The organism is Microtetraspora malaysiensis (assembly GCF_050947145.1).
Lineage (GTDB): Bacteria > Actinomycetota > Actinomycetes > Streptosporangiales > Streptosporangiaceae > Microtetraspora_A > Microtetraspora_A malaysiensis.
The window spans coordinates 7,592,739-7,607,392 of record NZ_CP191998.1 but is presented as its reverse complement, the minus strand read 5'-3'; the positions used below and the strand labels follow the sequence as shown (position 1 = coordinate 7,607,392).

General features: G+C 70.2%; 16 protein-coding genes. 9 read left to right on the top strand and 7 right to left on the bottom strand.

The features are described from left to right. The first annotated feature begins 82 nt into the window (after positions 1-82). Positions 83-238, top strand: coding sequence for a hypothetical protein (locus ACQP1V_RS35575; RefSeq protein ID WP_433414823.1), 156 nt, complete (start codon positions 83-85; stop codon positions 236-238). A gap of 325 nt (positions 239-563) precedes the next feature. Continuing rightward, complete coding sequence (locus ACQP1V_RS35570; protein WP_433414821.1) at positions 564-860, top strand: hypothetical protein; 297 nt, start codon at positions 564-566, stop codon at positions 858-860. Positions 861-950: 90 nt separating this feature from the next. Here ACQP1V_RS35570 and ACQP1V_RS35565 read toward each other — a convergent pair whose 3' ends face one another. After that, positions 951-1,241 carry a hypothetical protein gene (locus ACQP1V_RS35565; protein WP_157570351.1) on the bottom strand — a complete coding sequence of 97 codons (291 nt, stop codon included), beginning with the start codon at positions 1,239-1,241 and terminating at the stop codon, positions 951-953. Between the two features lie 142 nt (positions 1,242-1,383). Here ACQP1V_RS35565 and ACQP1V_RS35560 point away from each other — a divergent pair, with 142 nt between their 5' ends. Then, entirely contained in the window at positions 1,384-1,788 is a 405-nt protein-coding gene (locus tag ACQP1V_RS35560; RefSeq protein WP_067132937.1) for a hypothetical protein, read from the top strand. Here ACQP1V_RS35560 and ACQP1V_RS35555 read toward each other — a convergent pair. The 3 genes from ACQP1V_RS35555 to ACQP1V_RS35545 all read right to left on the bottom strand — a co-directional run bounded on the left by ACQP1V_RS35555 (position 1,775) and on the right by ACQP1V_RS35545 (position 5,285). Then, entirely contained in the window at positions 1,775-3,778 is a 2,004-nt protein-coding gene (locus ACQP1V_RS35555) for a hypothetical protein (protein ID WP_433414819.1), read from the bottom strand. The two genes, ACQP1V_RS35560 and ACQP1V_RS35555, sit on opposite strands and share 14 nt — an antisense overlap. A gap of 131 nt (positions 3,779-3,909) precedes the next feature. Beyond that, positions 3,910-4,590, bottom strand: a complete 681-nt coding sequence (locus ACQP1V_RS35550; protein WP_433414817.1) for a DNA alkylation repair protein — start codon at positions 4,588-4,590, stop codon at positions 3,910-3,912. Next, entirely contained in the window at positions 4,587-5,285 is a 699-nt protein-coding gene (locus ACQP1V_RS35545) for a TetR/AcrR family transcriptional regulator (protein ID WP_433414815.1), read from the bottom strand. The genes ACQP1V_RS35550 and ACQP1V_RS35545 overlap by 4 nt, the downstream gene beginning before the upstream one ends. Before the next feature lie 182 nt (positions 5,286-5,467). On the opposite strand from ACQP1V_RS35545, the gene ACQP1V_RS35540 reads away from it, so the two are divergent. From ACQP1V_RS35540 to ACQP1V_RS35525, 4 genes are all read left to right on the top strand, one after another. Beyond that, entirely contained in the window at positions 5,468-6,802 is a 1,335-nt protein-coding gene (locus ACQP1V_RS35540; protein ID WP_433426066.1) for an alkaline phosphatase D family protein, read from the top strand. Between the two features lie 79 nt (positions 6,803-6,881). Then, positions 6,882-8,402 carry a glycoside hydrolase family 3 protein gene (locus ACQP1V_RS35535; RefSeq protein ID WP_433414813.1) on the top strand — a complete coding sequence of 507 codons (1,521 nt, stop codon included), beginning with the start codon at positions 6,882-6,884 and terminating at the stop codon, positions 8,400-8,402. Positions 8,403-8,544: 142 nt separating this feature from the next. Then, positions 8,545-9,411 (top strand): SDR family NAD(P)-dependent oxidoreductase, encoded by an 867-nt coding sequence (locus tag ACQP1V_RS35530; protein ID WP_433414811.1) that lies wholly within the window; start codon positions 8,545-8,547, stop codon positions 9,409-9,411. Between the two features lie 76 nt (positions 9,412-9,487). Next, a complete protein-coding gene (locus ACQP1V_RS35525) occupies positions 9,488-10,309 on the top strand; it encodes an ATP-grasp domain-containing protein (protein ID WP_433414809.1) in 822 nt (273 codons plus the stop codon). A 127-nt stretch (positions 10,310-10,436) separates the two neighbouring features. Here the strand turns inward: ACQP1V_RS35525 and ACQP1V_RS35520 are convergent, their stop codons facing one another. The 3 genes from ACQP1V_RS35520 to ACQP1V_RS35510 form a co-directional block, all read right to left on the bottom strand. Continuing rightward, positions 10,437-11,591, bottom strand: coding sequence for an acyl-CoA dehydrogenase family protein (locus tag ACQP1V_RS35520; protein WP_433414807.1), 1,155 nt, complete (start codon positions 11,589-11,591; stop codon positions 10,437-10,439). After that, positions 11,588-12,220 (bottom strand): flavin reductase family protein, encoded by a 633-nt coding sequence (locus ACQP1V_RS35515; RefSeq protein WP_433414805.1) that lies wholly within the window; start codon positions 12,218-12,220, stop codon positions 11,588-11,590. Before ACQP1V_RS35515 ends, ACQP1V_RS35520 begins: the two co-directional genes overlap by 4 nt. Positions 12,221-12,677: 457 nt before the next feature. Next, the gene (locus tag ACQP1V_RS35510; RefSeq protein WP_433414803.1) at positions 12,678-12,869 is read right to left on the bottom strand and encodes a hypothetical protein; all 192 of its coding nucleotides are present in this window, start codon (positions 12,867-12,869) and stop codon (positions 12,678-12,680) included. A 177-nt stretch (positions 12,870-13,046) separates the two neighbouring features. Between ACQP1V_RS35510 and ACQP1V_RS35505 the strand changes: the two genes are divergently transcribed. Both ACQP1V_RS35505 and ACQP1V_RS35500 read left to right on the top strand, forming a co-directional pair. After that, a complete protein-coding gene (locus tag ACQP1V_RS35505; protein ID WP_433414801.1) occupies positions 13,047-13,799 on the top strand; it encodes a GntR family transcriptional regulator in 753 nt (250 codons plus the stop codon). Positions 13,800-14,046: 247 nt separating this feature from the next. Continuing rightward, entirely contained in the window at positions 14,047-14,598 is a 552-nt protein-coding gene (locus tag ACQP1V_RS35500; RefSeq protein ID WP_387417433.1) for a GNAT family N-acetyltransferase, read from the top strand. Positions 14,599-14,654 lie beyond the last annotated feature (56 nt).

Genomic DNA, 14,654 nt, shown 5'->3' with positions numbered 1-14,654 from the left:
GAATCGGTGATTCCCCATCGTCTTCCGGATGGCCCTATGGTGCCCTATAGACAAGCTCGCCAAATCTTCCTACCCTGGTCTCATGTCAACAGTCGGCTGCGACCTCGACAAGGTGCGGGACCGCTTCCCCGCATGGGTGTTCTTCCGTAGCGATGCGGGCGCCTTCTACGCCACCAGGCGCGGTGAGCGACTCTCCTTCGGAGATCGGAACCGGGCTTCAACAGACGGTCTGCGCTGATGACCTTCCGGCCTTCCTCGCCCTCCTTCGCGCCCAAGAAGCTCGCCGGTGACCGTACGCAGACCGCCTGGCTTTCAGGCGCCGCACAAGTTGGAAGTTCGGCCCCAAGAGCGGGATGGTCCGCTGGCCGGGGCTTTTGGACTGGTGGCCTCCCTGCGCACTGGGGGTGGGCGAGGAGGCCACCGCTGTACCGCGCCTGCCGGCGGCGCCTTCCCTATCCCGTCGGCGGGCGCCGCCCCCGCAGAGCCGCCCGCCCCCGAGTGCCCCTCTGCGGGGGCCACCACGGATTACGACGACGCTTCACAGTGAGGAGGTGACGACCGGCATGGCAATCGACGAGTTGCCCGCCGGGTATCACGGCGTCCACCCCGCACACCCGAAGGCCGGCTGGGAAAGGCTGGAATGGCGAGAGTGTCACCCGTGTGCGATTCGGATCCGGGTGCTTGAGCACACCTGCGAATGCCAGGACATCGTCTATGAGCTGTGCCAGGCCGGGGGCCTGCTCTTCGTCCGCCGCCACTATCGCGCCGCCGACGGCGCCGTTGTCACGGAGAGCGAGTGGCTCCGCGCCGTCCCTGCCCGGCGGCTGTGGACGAACATCCTGCTTGGTCATGTCCGATGACCACCCGAGACAGCCTGTTCCTATCTGCGAGGAGCGCGATGGAACAGACGAAGCGTCGAGATCAAGCTGCGTGGGGGAGCTCTGTCGGTCTCAGTACGCGGTTGGCGATCGCCTCACCTTCTCAGGCGTGGCCATGAACTCGGCCTCCAGGTCGCTGACGATCCGCTGGATGAGCGACCGCAGTCGCGCCCGCCTTTGGGTCAGTTCGTCCGCGAACGCCCGCGCCTGCGGCCCCACCCAGACCGTCTTCCCGGTGAAGGTCGCATGCGGCGGGTCGAGCGCCGCCTCCAGTTGCCTGGCATGCATGCGCACCTTTTCCAGCGCTCGCAAAAGTTCCTGCTTGCGAGGATTCGGCACCATGTCATCAGGGTTCGCCGTCAAACACCTCACCTTTCCTCTCCGGAATGGCGTGTGCAGTCTCCCGGCCCATATGAGATCGTGCGCTCAGGCGGCCAGACTCGGAGGATATTTCATGTCCCGTTCTCGTCACAGCTCTCCCGCGCGGCTCGTTGGAGCGGTCTCGGTGCTCGCCCTTCTCGTGGTCGCCTGCGGGGAGCGGGAACCCACGGTGGCCGAAGCCGCGGCGACCCTGCAAACCCACGTTTTGCGACTTCTCAAGGAACGCGGTGCGCTGAATGTCCGGGTAACGGATCCCGGCGGGAAGGACATCCCCTGCGGAGAGGACAGGGCGAAACGCACCTTCGCCGCCACCGGAGAGGGCGCTGAGCCGGAGATGGACCCCGGCTCTATGAACGATTTGCTGGTCGGCGCGTTAGGACGCACAGCCGACCATAAGTACCATTTTTCGGATCCTATGGCGAAGCCGTTCCGTTTGGTGAATGAGGTGACCAGGACTGTTCTGGTCTTGGATTCGGTGACAGGGCGGTACGTGGTCCGGGGGGAGACGGAGTGTCTCAGTCTGTCGTAAGTTTTCCCTCGTAGGCGAGTGCCCGCTGGTATCCGGTGTTCCTGTTCCCCTCGAAAAAGTCTGCTTCGGTGCTTGACAGGTAGCCCAGGGCGTGGGTCTGGGAAGTTCCCATCCCATTGTCGATCAACCATTGATCGAGAGCCTGACGGCCATTCTCGCCATGCTTGATGATCTCAACGAAAGGCAAGAGAGAGCCGTTCTTGTCTGTGATAAGAGACCCCTTGCCGTGGGAGGTCTGGGCAGGAGGAACCCGTGGTGTGAAACCTTGCTCCATGAGGAGGCCGGTGATGTTGTGCTTGCGGCCCAGTACTTCGAATGAGATGAGCTTCTGGAGCTCTTCTGTATCGTTTTCCGGCTCGTGCATCCACGTGTAGTACGCGGACGCTCCGGTGGAGAGCCCGGTCCAGATCACGGCACCGAACGGAGGGGCAAAACCGACGATTCCCATCGCCGTGCCGATCACAAAGCTCTCTGCGTCGTGTGCGCTCTTGGCCGCCTTATCTTTCGGCGTGAGCACCCGTACGGCGGCGGCAAGTTCGAAACCTCGGGTGTTGCCGAGCATTTTGAAGAGAGCGTGCATCGCAGAGGGGTCTCCCTTCTTTGTCAGTTGGGACACCCTGGGAAGGAGCCGTTGGGTGAGTTCGCCCATCCCCGCGTCGAACGGAACTCGCGATTCGGCCTGGGCCGCGAAGGTGGTCAGGAACCGGAACGTGTCCTTGGGGCTTAGCCGGAACGCGCCCCGCAACCCTGGAACGAGAACAGGCTCGAACACTCCGGGGGAGGGCAACCGAGCGCTGTCCATGGTCGCGTCCACGGCTTCGATGTCGGCGCCCAGGGTGATCTCCGGGGCGTACGAACCGGCGAGTTCCCCAAGGTGGACACGGGTCGCGTCATGCAGCGAGATGTCATCGACGGTAGTCATCACCGTGTAAGCGAAGAAGGCGGCCTCCCGGCTGTGTCCGCCCTGCTTCTCGTCGTAGGCGCCCGACATCGCGGCCAGCAGGCGCCCGAAGGCGTCGGCTGTCGTCCCGTCCCGCTGTGCCCGCTCGCCGAGCTTCACCAGGAATCCCGCCAGCTTGTCGCTCTCATCTCGCTCCGAGAACCCGCGCAGGAGCTCTTTCTCCCAGGCTGAGGGCGGGCCGAGGCGCGCCGCCTTGCCGACGGCCAACCGTGCCGCCGAGGGGTTGGCCGCGAGCAGGTCCATGAACGTGGAAAGGTTTCCGTTGGCGGCCGTGCTGTGAACCCGCTCCGTGAGCACGGCCGAAGCGATCCCGGCCAGCCATTCGGTCGGGTGCGGCCCCGGCTTCAGCAGGTCGACGACTCCGTCGAGGTCCTTTCCCGTACTCTTGCGCAGTTCGTTCGCGACCGCGGCGAGCCCGGGCACCTTTGTCCCGCCCCTGAGCGCGGTGGCGAACGCCGTACCGGCGACGTCGACCGCCTCATCGGAGAGACGGCGACGCAGAGTGGCGGCGAGCCGCCGCGTTCCCTCGGCTCCGAGAGCGGCGAAGAAGGCTGCGGTGAAGTTCGCGTCGTGCCGGTGGTTGCGGAGCGTCCCGATGACGGCGGTCATCCTGTCGGTGGGCGACGTACCTGTGAGAACGAGTTCATCCGGGTCGATGGCCACGAAGCGCTCGGCCAGGGCGGCGCCCTGACGTCGTGCGTCCCCGAGGGCGAGCAACGGTTTCTCCTGATATGGCCGCAAGCCCGCGCTGGGCAGCCACGGCAGGGTGACGTCGATGGTCTCCGCCCGCTGACGGAGCCGGGGGATCTGCTCCTCGGCCCAGCCGCCGATCTCTCTGACCGGGGCGAGGTCGGTGGCAGGCAGATCGACGGCGGCCAGCTCCCGGCGGATCCCTTCGGCGTGTTCGGCGACCACCTGCCCGGTCCGCTCCAGTTCGCTGATGAACCCGTTCATCAGCGACGGGTCGATGCCGGCGAACTCCGGAGCTAGCGGTCCGGCCCCTGACGGCAGGTGCGACGCGTCGTCCATCCCGCCATCATGGGCGAAGCGGCATCGGGATTCGAGAGCTTCCGAGCCGGATCGTCCACCGATGCGAGATCGTTCACACGCATCGCCGAGGGGGCCTGTCCGTTGGCCACCCCGTCCCCTCCCGGTGGGAACTAACGGCTGGGGAGGTTGCGGAGGGCCTCGCGGCGGCTCAGTCCGGAGATGCCGTGGTGGTCGACGTAGCGGACGACCTCGTCGGGGTTGGTCTTCGCGTACTCGCGGAGGGCCCAGCCGATGGCCTTGCGGGCGAAGAAGTCGATGTCCGACAGGCTCGGCTCGATGCACGCGTACAGCAGCGCCGGGTCGGTCCGCTCCTTGAAGGAGTTCTGGCAGAGGATGGCGGTGCGCCTCTTCCAGAGGTTGGGGTCGTACGCCCACTCCAGCATGAGCGGGCGCATGCTCTCCGGGTAGAGCCGCATCAGCGTGCCGATCCGGTTGATGGCGATGTCGTCCACCAGGTCCCACCAGGCGCCGGTGACGATCATCTCCTCGTACATCGGGAGCGTGTAGAGCGTCTGCCAGGAACGGTAGAAGCGGTGCGCGGACAGCTCGATCGCGGCGTACCGCTCCTCGCGGTATTCGGCCTCGCGCCACAACGCGAGTACTGCGCGGCGCCACTCGGGGGCCGATCCCAGGCGGTGCTCGGCGAAGACCCGCCTGAGCGCGGTGCGCCGGGGGACGGCCTGCACGCCCAGGAACGGCATGTCCGACTTCATGTACGCCTGCATCACCGGGGCCTTCGCCGGGTCGGCCGCCTCGGCCAGGGCGTGCCGTACGGCCTTGAGGAGCATCATGCGCTGTGGCTGGTGCGGTCACCGGTGGCGAGGCCGTCGAACAGCACCGTGATGTAATGCTCGGCCAGCGTTGTGGTGTTGAGCCGCCCGCCGGGGCGGAACCACCGCACCGCGACCCAGATCGTGTCGCGGATCATGCGGTAGGTGAGCTTGGGGTCGAGGTCGGCGCGGAAGAGGCCCTCGGCCTGGCCGCGCTTGATCTGCTCGACCCACATCCGCTCGACCTCGTCCTCGGCCTTGACCAGGTAGCCGAAGCGGTCGCCGGGGAGGGAGCGGAGGTAGTTCCAGTCGTTCTGCATCACCGTGATGGCCGCGCGGTGCGGCTCCAGCGTGCCGAAACCGACGCGCACCATCTCGGTCAGCGCGGTGCGGGCGTCGCCCGCTGTCTCCAGGACCGCGCGGTAGCGGGCGGTGAGATCTTCGAGGAAGGTGCGCAGCACCTCGTCGACGATCGTCTCCTTGGAGTCGAAGTGGTGGTAGAGGCTTCCGGAGAGGATCCCCGCCTCGTCGGCGATCTGCCGGACGGTGGTCGCCTGGAAGCCCTTGCGCGCGAAGAGCTCCGCCGCGAGCTTGACGAGGTGGTCGCGCCGCTCGGAGGCCGAGCCCGCGGTGGCCGCTCGTTTCGCCGTGCCCTGGCGCCTCACTGGGGCGGCGGTGGCGCCGCCGGAGTTCTTTCGCTGGTTCACACCACCCATTATGAAGGTCCGAGCAACGGCTTGCTCGCCTAAAAGCGGTGGAGAGTCACCTGCTCATCGCCGTCCAGATGTACTACCAAGCGCTTGCTACAATTCGGACTTGCGCATCCTGGCACCACCAAGGTCACATATTGTGCAAGATCCTCCCTATGGTGAAATTGGGGTACCCGTTTACCTTGGGAGTGGCATCGGGGGAGCCGCTTCCCGGCGGGATCATCTTGTGGACCCGTCTCGCCCCCGACCCTCTTGATCCCGTACGTCCCGGCGGCATGCCCGGCCGGACGGCCGCCGTGCGCTGGGAGATCGCGGAGGACGAGAAGATCGCCCGCGTGGTCCAGTCGGGCGAGGCCTCCGCGTGGCCGGACCGGGCGCACAGCGTCCACGTCAGGGTGGCGGGCCTGCGGCCCGGACGGGAGTACTTCTACCGGTTCTTCGTGGACGGCCACGAGAGCCCGGTCGGGCGGACCAGGACCGCCCCCGATCCCGGCTCGACCGCGCCCGTACGGTTCGCGGTCGCCTCGGGTCAGCGCTACGAGGAGGGCCGCTTCACCGCGCTGCGGCACCTCGCCGCCGAGCGTCCCGACGTGATCGTGCACCTCGGCGGCTACATGTACGCGGGCGCGACCGAACGCTCCGGGCCGGACGCGTACGTACGGCCGCTGGAATCGGAGGCGGAGTGCACGACCCTCGCGGCGTACCGGAACCGGTACGCGACCTACCGGACGGACCCCGACCTGCGGGCGGCGCACGCCGCGGCGCCGTGGTTGCCCGTCCTCGACGACCACGAGGTACGCGAGGGCTGCGCGGGCGCGCGGCCCGGCGACGGATCCAGTCCGGCCGCCTTCCTCAAGCGGCGTGCCGCCGCGTTCAAGGCGTACTTCGAGCACATGCCGCTGCGCGTCCGGCCGACCGGCGCGTCACTGCGCGTGCACCGCTGGCGGCCGTACGGCCGGGTGGTCGACCTCCTGCTGCTCGACACGCGGCAGCACCGCGACGGTGACGACATGCTGGGCGCGGAGCAGGAGGAGTGGTTGCGCACCCGGTTGGCGAGTGGGACCGCCCGCTGGAGGGTCCTGGTCCAGCCCGCGTTCTTCGGCCCGCGCGGTCTCACGGACGGGGACCCCACCGGGTGGGACGCCTTCCCGCGCAGCCGCGCCCGCGTGCTGGCGGACGCCCCGGAGGGCCTTGTCGTGCTGAGCGGAGACGCGGGCGACGGCTGGGCGGGCGACCTGCGGGCAGACCCGGCCGATCCGGGGTCGCGCGCCGTCGGCGTCGAGTTCTCCACCGCCTCGGTGTCGGCCGCGCCGCGGGTCGGCTCCCAGGCCGTCCTCGACCGCGACCCATGTCTCCGGCTTGCCACCGACCGCCGGGGTTACCTCACCTGCACGGCCGACATGGACGGCTTCCGCGCGGAGTTCCGCGCGGTGGATCACGTGGACCGGCCGGACGCCCCCGTCTCAACGGTGGCCCGGTACGAGATCGCGGACGGCAGGCTGCGCCGACTAGAGGCCGAATAGGGGCCGAACAGGAGATGCCACGCCAAATAGGGGATGAGGTGGGCTAGCGAATAGGAAACTTTCTTATTAGATTGCGGGCATGCGTGATCTGCTGCGCCTCGCCGACACTGTCATCCTGCCCGGCTTCCCCGGGACCGCGCCGCCCGACTGGCTGCGCCGGCGGCTGGCCGACGGCCTGGCTGGGGTCGTGCTGTTCTCGCGCAACGTCGAGAGCCCCGGCCAGCTCGCCGACCTGACCGCGGCGCTGCGCGCGGAGAACCCGCGGGTCCTCGTCGGCATCGACGAGGAGGCGGGCGAGGTCACCCGTCTGGAGGCGCGCACCGGCAGCTCCCGTCCCGGTAACTACGCGCTGGGAGTGGTCGACGACGAGGAGCTGACCGAGCAGGTCGCCCGCGACGTGGGGCGCGATCTCGCCGCCGCGGGCGTGAACCTCGACTTCGCGCCCGCGGCGGACGTCAACTCCAACCCCGACAACCCGGTCATCGGGCTGCGGGCGTTCGGGGCGGACCCCGAGCTGGTCGCCCGCCACACGGCCGCCTGGATCCGCGGTCTCCAGTCCGCCGGCGTCGCGGCCTGCGCCAAGCACTTCCCGGGGCACGGGGACACCGCGGTCGACTCCCACCACGGCGTTCCCCGCGTTACCGTCTCTCCGGAGGAGCTCGCGGAAGTGGAGCTGTGGCCGTTCCGGGTCGCGATCGAGCAGGGCGTCCGCTCGATCATGACCGGGCACCTGCTCGTCACCGCCTACGACGACGGGCTGCCCGCCACCCTCAGCCCCCGCATCCTGACCGGCCTGCTCAGGAACGAGCTCGGCTTCGACGGCCTGATCGTCACCGACGGGATCGAGATGGCCGCCGTGTCCGGCGCGTACGGGCTGGGCGGCGCGAGCGCCATGGCCGTTGCGGCGGGCGCGGACGCCGTGTGCGTGGGCGGGGAGAACTCCGACGAGGAGACGCTGGAGCACATCCGCCGCGCCATCGTGACCGCGGTCGTCGAGGGACGGCTGCCCGAGGAACGGCTCGCCGACGCCGCCGGGCGGGTCCGGCAGCTGGCGGCCTGGCACGCCTCGGCCACGGCCGCCGGGAGCGGAGCGAACGGCCACGCCTCCGGCGGGAACGGCGCGGGAGCCCCGGCGGAGGTCGGGCTGGTGGCGGCGCGCCGCGCCATCCGGATCACCCGGCGCGCCGGGGTGGCTGACGTGCTGCCGCTCACGGGGGCGCCGCACGTGGTCGAGCTGGCCCCTGAGACCAACCTCGCCATCGACCGGCACATGCCGTGGGGCACCGCGGAGCCGCTCGGGCGGATCCTGCCGGGTACCACCGCCATCCGGCTCCGCGAGGAGGACGTGGCCGACGGGGTGCCCCCCGAGGCGCTCGAGAAGGCGGCCGGGCGGCCGCTGGTCGTCGTCGTGCGGGACGCCCACCGCCACCCCTGGCAGATGGACACGCTGACCCACCTGCTCGCCGCCCGCCCGGACGGCGTGGTGGTCGAGATGGGGCTGCCGGGCCGTACGGACCTGGGGGCGGTGCACATCGCCACCCACGGGGTGGCACGCGTCTGCGGTCAGGCCGCCGCCGAGGTGCTGACCGGCCGCGTCTGATCTTCGTCCAGGTGCGCACGCCGCACCTGACCAGCGCCCTTTCCCCGCGTCATGCCGTTTCTCAGACAGAGGTCTTCCGACCCTGGACAGATCATCCGCGCTCCAGAACACTGTCGGGATTACGGTGCGAAAGGGTCGATAAATGGGGATCTGCGAGGGCCGGGTCGTCGTCGTGACGGGGGCCGGACGCGGCATCGGGCGCGCGCAAGCCCTGGAGTTGGCGCGTCAGGGTGCGAAGGTCGTCGTCAACGATCCCGGCACGAGTCCGTACGGCGCCGCCGGGGACGGCGGCCCCGCCCGCGAGGTGGCCGAGGAGATCCGCGCCAGGGGCGGCCAGGCCGTGGCGAGCTGCGACGACGTCACGGATTGGGACGGGGCGGAACGCCTGGTCAAGACCGCGCTGAGCGCGTTCGGGGGTTTGGACGTGCTGGTCTGCGCCGCCGGTTTCACCCGCGACCGCGCGCTGGTGGCCATGACCGAGGGCGACTGGGACGACGTGATCCGGTCCCACCTCAAGGGCTGCTTCCTGCCGATGCGGCACGCCTCCGAGCACTGGCGGGAACGGGCCGCGGCCGGGCACCCCGCGGACGCCCGTGTGATCACCACCTCGTCCGGCGCGGGCCTGTACGGCAGCGCGGGCCAGGGCAACTACGTGGCCGCCACCGCCGGCATAGCCGCGCTCACCCACGTGGCCGCCGCCGAGCTGGGACCGTACGGCGTCACCGTCAACGCCGTCGCGCCGGGCGCGGGCCGCGACCGGGTCGCCGGCACCGCCGAGGCGGGCGAGAACGACGCGGCGGCCCTGACCGCCTGGCTCGGGTCGGCCGGGTCGCGGCACGTCACCGGCCGGGTGTTCGAGGTGGGGGAAGGCGCGATCTCCCTGGCGACCGGCTGGCGGCAGGGCCCCAGCGCGGGCGGGGACAAGTGGGACCGCGCGGACGTGGGTGCCGCCGTGGCCGGGCTGCTCGCGCACGCCCCCGTCCCCGTGCCCGTGTACGGCTTCGCCTGACGTCCCCCGCGTGTCGCGTCCCCCGTGACATGTCCGTACGATTTCTTCGGTACTGACGCGACAGGATAGGAGCGCGATGAAGGTCGCCTACGTCACCTTCGCCGACCCGCTGGGGCACGACGACGAGCGGGAGACCGCGCTCGCCGCGTGGCTGGGGGAGGGCATCCAGGGCACGCCGGTGCGATGGGACGATCCGGAAGCGGACTGGGCCTCCTTCGACGCCGCGGTGGTCCGCTCCGCGTGGGACTACATCGAGCGGAGGGACGAGTTCGTCGCCTGGGCATACCGGGTCGGCGGGCTGACCCGGCTGCTGAACCCCGCGCCGGTGCTCGAACGGAACACCGACAAGACCTACCTGCGCGACCTCGGCGTGCCGACCGTCCCCACCCATTGGAGCCACGAGGGCATCCCCGAGTGGGACGAATACGTCGTCAAGCCGGCGATCTCGGCGGGCGCGCGGGACACCATCCGGACCGCCGACCGGGCCGTGGCCGAGGCGCACGCCGCCCGGCTCGCCGCCGAGGGGCGGACCGTCATGGTGCAGCCCTACCTGGACAGCGTCGAGCACGAGGGCGAGCTGTCGCTGCTCTACTTCGGGGGCGAGTTCAGCCACGCCGTACGACGACACCCGATGCTGGCCGGGGACGGCCAGGAGCTCGACCTGAACAACAGGGCGACGCTGCGCGACCCGGACGCCGACCAGTTCGAGGTCGCCGAGCTGGTGCTGAGCAAGGTGTCCGAGCCGCTGCTCTACGCGCGCGTCGACCTCGTGCGGATGCCGAACGGCGAGCCCGTGCTGATCGAGCTCGAACTCACCGAGCCGTACCTCTTCCTCCGCTACGAGCTGGACGCCCCCGGCCTGTTCGCCCGAGCCCTGGCCGAGATGCTCCGCGGCTAGCCCGGCGCGGGCGACCCGGCCGCGGCGTTCGCCGAATAGACCCGTCAGGATGATGCCCCACGGCCCCGCCATCAAGAAGCGGATCGCCGAGGTGCTGGACCAGAAGGCCCACTGAAGATCCGAACCTCTAGCCGCGGGGCAGGCCGAGCGTGCGTTCGGCGATGATGTTGCGCTGGATCTCGCTCGACCCGGCGTAGATGGTGTCGGCCCGGCTGAAGAGGTACAGCCGCTGCAGATCGTTCAGGTTGTACGGCTCGCCGTCGGCGACCAGCCCGGCCCGTCCCTGGACGGCCTGTGCCAGCTCGCCCAGCCTGCGGTGCCACTCCGACCAGTAGAGCTTCGCGATCGACACCTCGGGGCCCGGTTCACCCGAGCTGAGTGAGGTCATCGTGCGCAGGGCGTTCAGGCGCATGATCTCCAGCTCCAGCCAGGACTGGGTGAGCCGGTCGCGCAGCACCGGGTCGTCCACCGCGCCGGACCCGCGCGCGGCCTCGATCACCGCGGCCAGCTCCCGGCGGAAGCCGATCTGCTGGCCGAGCGTGGACGCGCCGCGCTCGTACCCGAGCGTGGCCATCGCCACCCGCCACCCGTCGCCGGGCTCGCCCAGGATGTTCGCGGCCGCCGTACGGGCGCCGTCGAAGAAGACCTCGTTGAACTCGCCGGTGCCGGTCATCTGCGTGATCGGCCGGATCTCGACCCCCGGCTGGTCCATCGGGACCAGCAGGTACGACAGGCCCTTGTGCCGCTGTGAGCCCGGCTCGGTACGGCACACGACGAAGCACCAGTCGGCGACGTGGGCGAGGGAGGTCCACACCTTCTGCCCGGTGACGACCCACTCGTCGCCGTCGAGCACGGCCTTCGTCTGCACGTTCGCGAGGTCGGAACCGGCGTCCGGCTCGGAGTAGCCCTGGCACCACAGCTCCTCGCCCCGCTGGATGGGCGGGAGGAACCGCTTCTTCTGCTCGGGCGTGCCGAAGTCGAGGATGGTCGGGCCGATCAGGCCCTCGCCGATGTGGCCGACCCGCGCCGGGGCGTTCGCCCGCGCGTACTCCTCGTAGAACACGACCTGATCGTCGAGCGACGCGTCGCGTCCGCCGTACTCGCCGGGCCAGCCGAGGCAGGTCCATCCGGCCGCGCCGAGGTGGCGCTCCCAGGCGACCCGCAGCTCGTGGCCCTCGTGCTCGCGGCCCGGCCCGCCGAGGCCCCGCGCGTCGGCGAACTCACCGGTCAGGCTGGCCTCCAGCCACTCCCGGACCTCGTGTCGGAAGCCGTCTGATGTCATGCGTGGAACCGTCCGTAATCTCCGCGGAAGAAGACGAGCGGATCGCCGTCCTCGTGCTTGTCGAGGCCGTGGACGCGGGCCACCACGATGACGTGATCCCCGGCCGGGAGCTCGGTCTCGATCGTGCAGTCGAGCCAGGCGAGCGTGCCGTCGAAGACGGGGCCGCCCGCGGGTGAGAGGGACCAGGACAGGCTGGCGAACTTGTCCCCGCCCTTGGCCGCGAGCCGGTCGCAGACGTGCCGCTGGGTTTCGGCGAGCACGTTCACGCACAGCCGCCCGGCCGCCTTCACCCGGGGCCAGCTCGTGCTGGTGTGGGCCACGCAGAACGCCACCAGCGGCGGGTCCAGGCTGACCGAGGTGAAGGAGTTGGCCGCGAGGCCGCATGGCTCGCCGGTCGCCTCGTCGATCGCGGTGACGGCGACGACTCCGGTGGCGAACCGGCCGAGGACGTTTCGGAAGTGCTTGCTGTCGGAGGGGAAGGCGTGCTGCCTGAGGCGGGCGTCCGGCCGGGGGCGGTGCCCGGCGGCCGAGGACGGGGCGTGCTCGCCGGCGGGATGGCGGTGACCGGGGCCGCGCGAGGAGGGACGTGCGGGGTCCGGCGTGAGCGGCCGGACCGCGTCGGTGCTCATCCTGGCGTTTCCTCCCTCGGCCCCGCCCTGCCCTGCGCTCACCTTAGCAAGCGCTTGGTTCGACGCGACAGCGATCCCCGCGGACATCGCGGCGACCCGCTCTGACCTGGACGTACGGACGTGGCCCGGCCCTGAGGGGACCGTGCCGTTCGGACGTGGAGGTGGCCCGAGGCTCAGTCGGGGTGGCGCGCCCGTCGGCGAGCGCTCGTACGCGGCCGGGCCTCCGCTGAATTTCAAGCCGATTCCGGCCGGTGTCATTCCCGGTGTCCCTTATGGGGTGTCGTGGGCCGCCGGTCAGCAGAGGAAGGGGCGGCTGGTTTCGGCCCGGATGCGCGCCCGTGGGCGGGGGGCGAAGTGACGTGACGCGTCCTGGCGGGCGTGGGGAGCCCGCCAGGACACGTCACGCTCCGGGCGGGACGGTCACGACCTCGGCGAGGGTTGAGGTCGTGGCCGTCGTTCATCGCGCGGAGTCCCGCGGCGGCCGGTCGTCCTCGCCGGGACCGGCCGATCCCGTTCGATGGCGCATGGTCAGCAGTGCGGCGCCGGCGTCGTCCACCCGGCGCGTCGCGACGACTTCACCGACATTCCCGGCGAAGGCCCCGTACGCGTGCCAGGCGGCCAGTTCGGTAAATACCGACGGCACCGACATCCCGCTTCCGTTGCTCTGGTAGGTGTGGGAAGCCCCTCGCGGCGCCCCCGCTCCCATTCGATGGATTTGTACCAACGTTTGGATGATGCGCGGTCCGCCCGCTCAGGTCAAGTGGTTGTTTGCACAAAGACGGAGATCGTCTAAATTTGTTGGAACAAAAGGGTAGATTGAGGGAAAATGGCACGATCGTCGCTCTACCAGCAGGTGGCCGCCGAGCTACGGAAGGCCATCTACGCGGGGGCGCTCGGGCCAGGCGACCAGATCCCCACCGAGGCCGAGCTCATGGAGGCCCACCGGGTCAGCCGGAACACCGTGCGGCTGGCGCTCGGCGAGCTTGAGAATGAAGGCCTGATCCTCAGGATGCGCCGCCGCGGCACCTTCGTCCGCGAGCGCCGCCCGCTCCTCATCCGTCCGCAGCACGAGCTGCTGTCCCTGGGCGCGGGCGAGCCCCGCAGCGACGCGTTCGTGCACGCCGTCACCTCCGAGGGCCGTGAGGCCGGGCAGGACATCGAGGTGGCCATCGTCGAGCCGCCGGAGGACGTGGCCACCCGGCTCGCCCTCGCCGACCAGGCCCTCGCCGTCGTGCGCCGCCGCCTCCGCTACGTGGACGGCCAGCCGTACAACACGAACGACTCCTACTTCCCGTACGTCATCGTCGCCGACTCGGAGATCGCCCGGCCCGGCGACATCAGGCGGGGCGGCAACCGGGTGCTCGAAGAGCTCGGGCACCCCCAGGTTCGCGTCGTCGACGACATCTCCGCCCGGATGCCCACCCCCGACGAGGCGTCCCGGCTCCAGATCGAGCCGGGCACCCCCGTCGTCATCTACGTCCGGGTCGGATACGACCCCGAGGACGTTCCCGTACGCGTCGCGGTGTCGGTGCTTCCCGCCGACAAGCACCTCATCAGATACGAGCTGGAAGCCCGATGACGCGCCACGGATCCCCCGTCGCCTGACGGGGCGTTCCCCCATGTTCCTCCCCGCGGGCGACCGCGGGGCCCGCTCGCCGTCGCATCAGTCACGGCCTGCCCCCTCCATGAGCTGGAGAAGGCCGCCATCCGGCGGGCGAACGCCGCTGGAAGGCCGCTCCCCCTAGACGCCCGCAGAGGCGGCGCGGAGGCGCACACCCTCCATTGGTGACTTTCCGTGTTTATCGCACCACAGAAAGGAATCGACCATGCCGTCCCACATCCTCCTCCCCGGCAAGTTCACCCTCCGCGGGGCCGTCCCCGACGACCTGCCCTCCGTGCTGTCCCTGCTCGCCGACGCCGCGCGATGGCTCGCCTCCCAGGGCGTACGGCAGTGGCCGGCCGACGGCTTCCCCGCCTCCCGGATCGAACCGCTCATCGAGACCGGCACGATGTACGTCCTCGACGACGGCAGGGGCGCGGCCGCGACCGTCGCGCTCGACGGCCACGCCGACCCCGAGTTCTGGGGGCGCGACGACCGTCCCGACACCGCGCGCTACGTCCACAAACTCGCGGTGAGCCGCGCGTACGCCGGAAAGGGACTGGGCGAGGCGCTCCTCGACTGGGCCGGGCTGCGCGCGGCGGCCGACGGGAGGCGCTGGCTGCGGCTGGACTGTTCCAAGGACAACCTCCGGCTGCAGCGCTACTACGCCGAACTGGGGTTCCGGCACGTCCGGACCGTGGACCTGGCCCACCGCGCGTCGGGCGCGCTCTTCGAGCGTCCGGCGGGAGCCACCGTGACATCCGCTCGCACAAGGTAGCGATCTCATGCTGAACGGGGCGCATGCCGTACAGCGTGTCAAACGGACCGGCTACT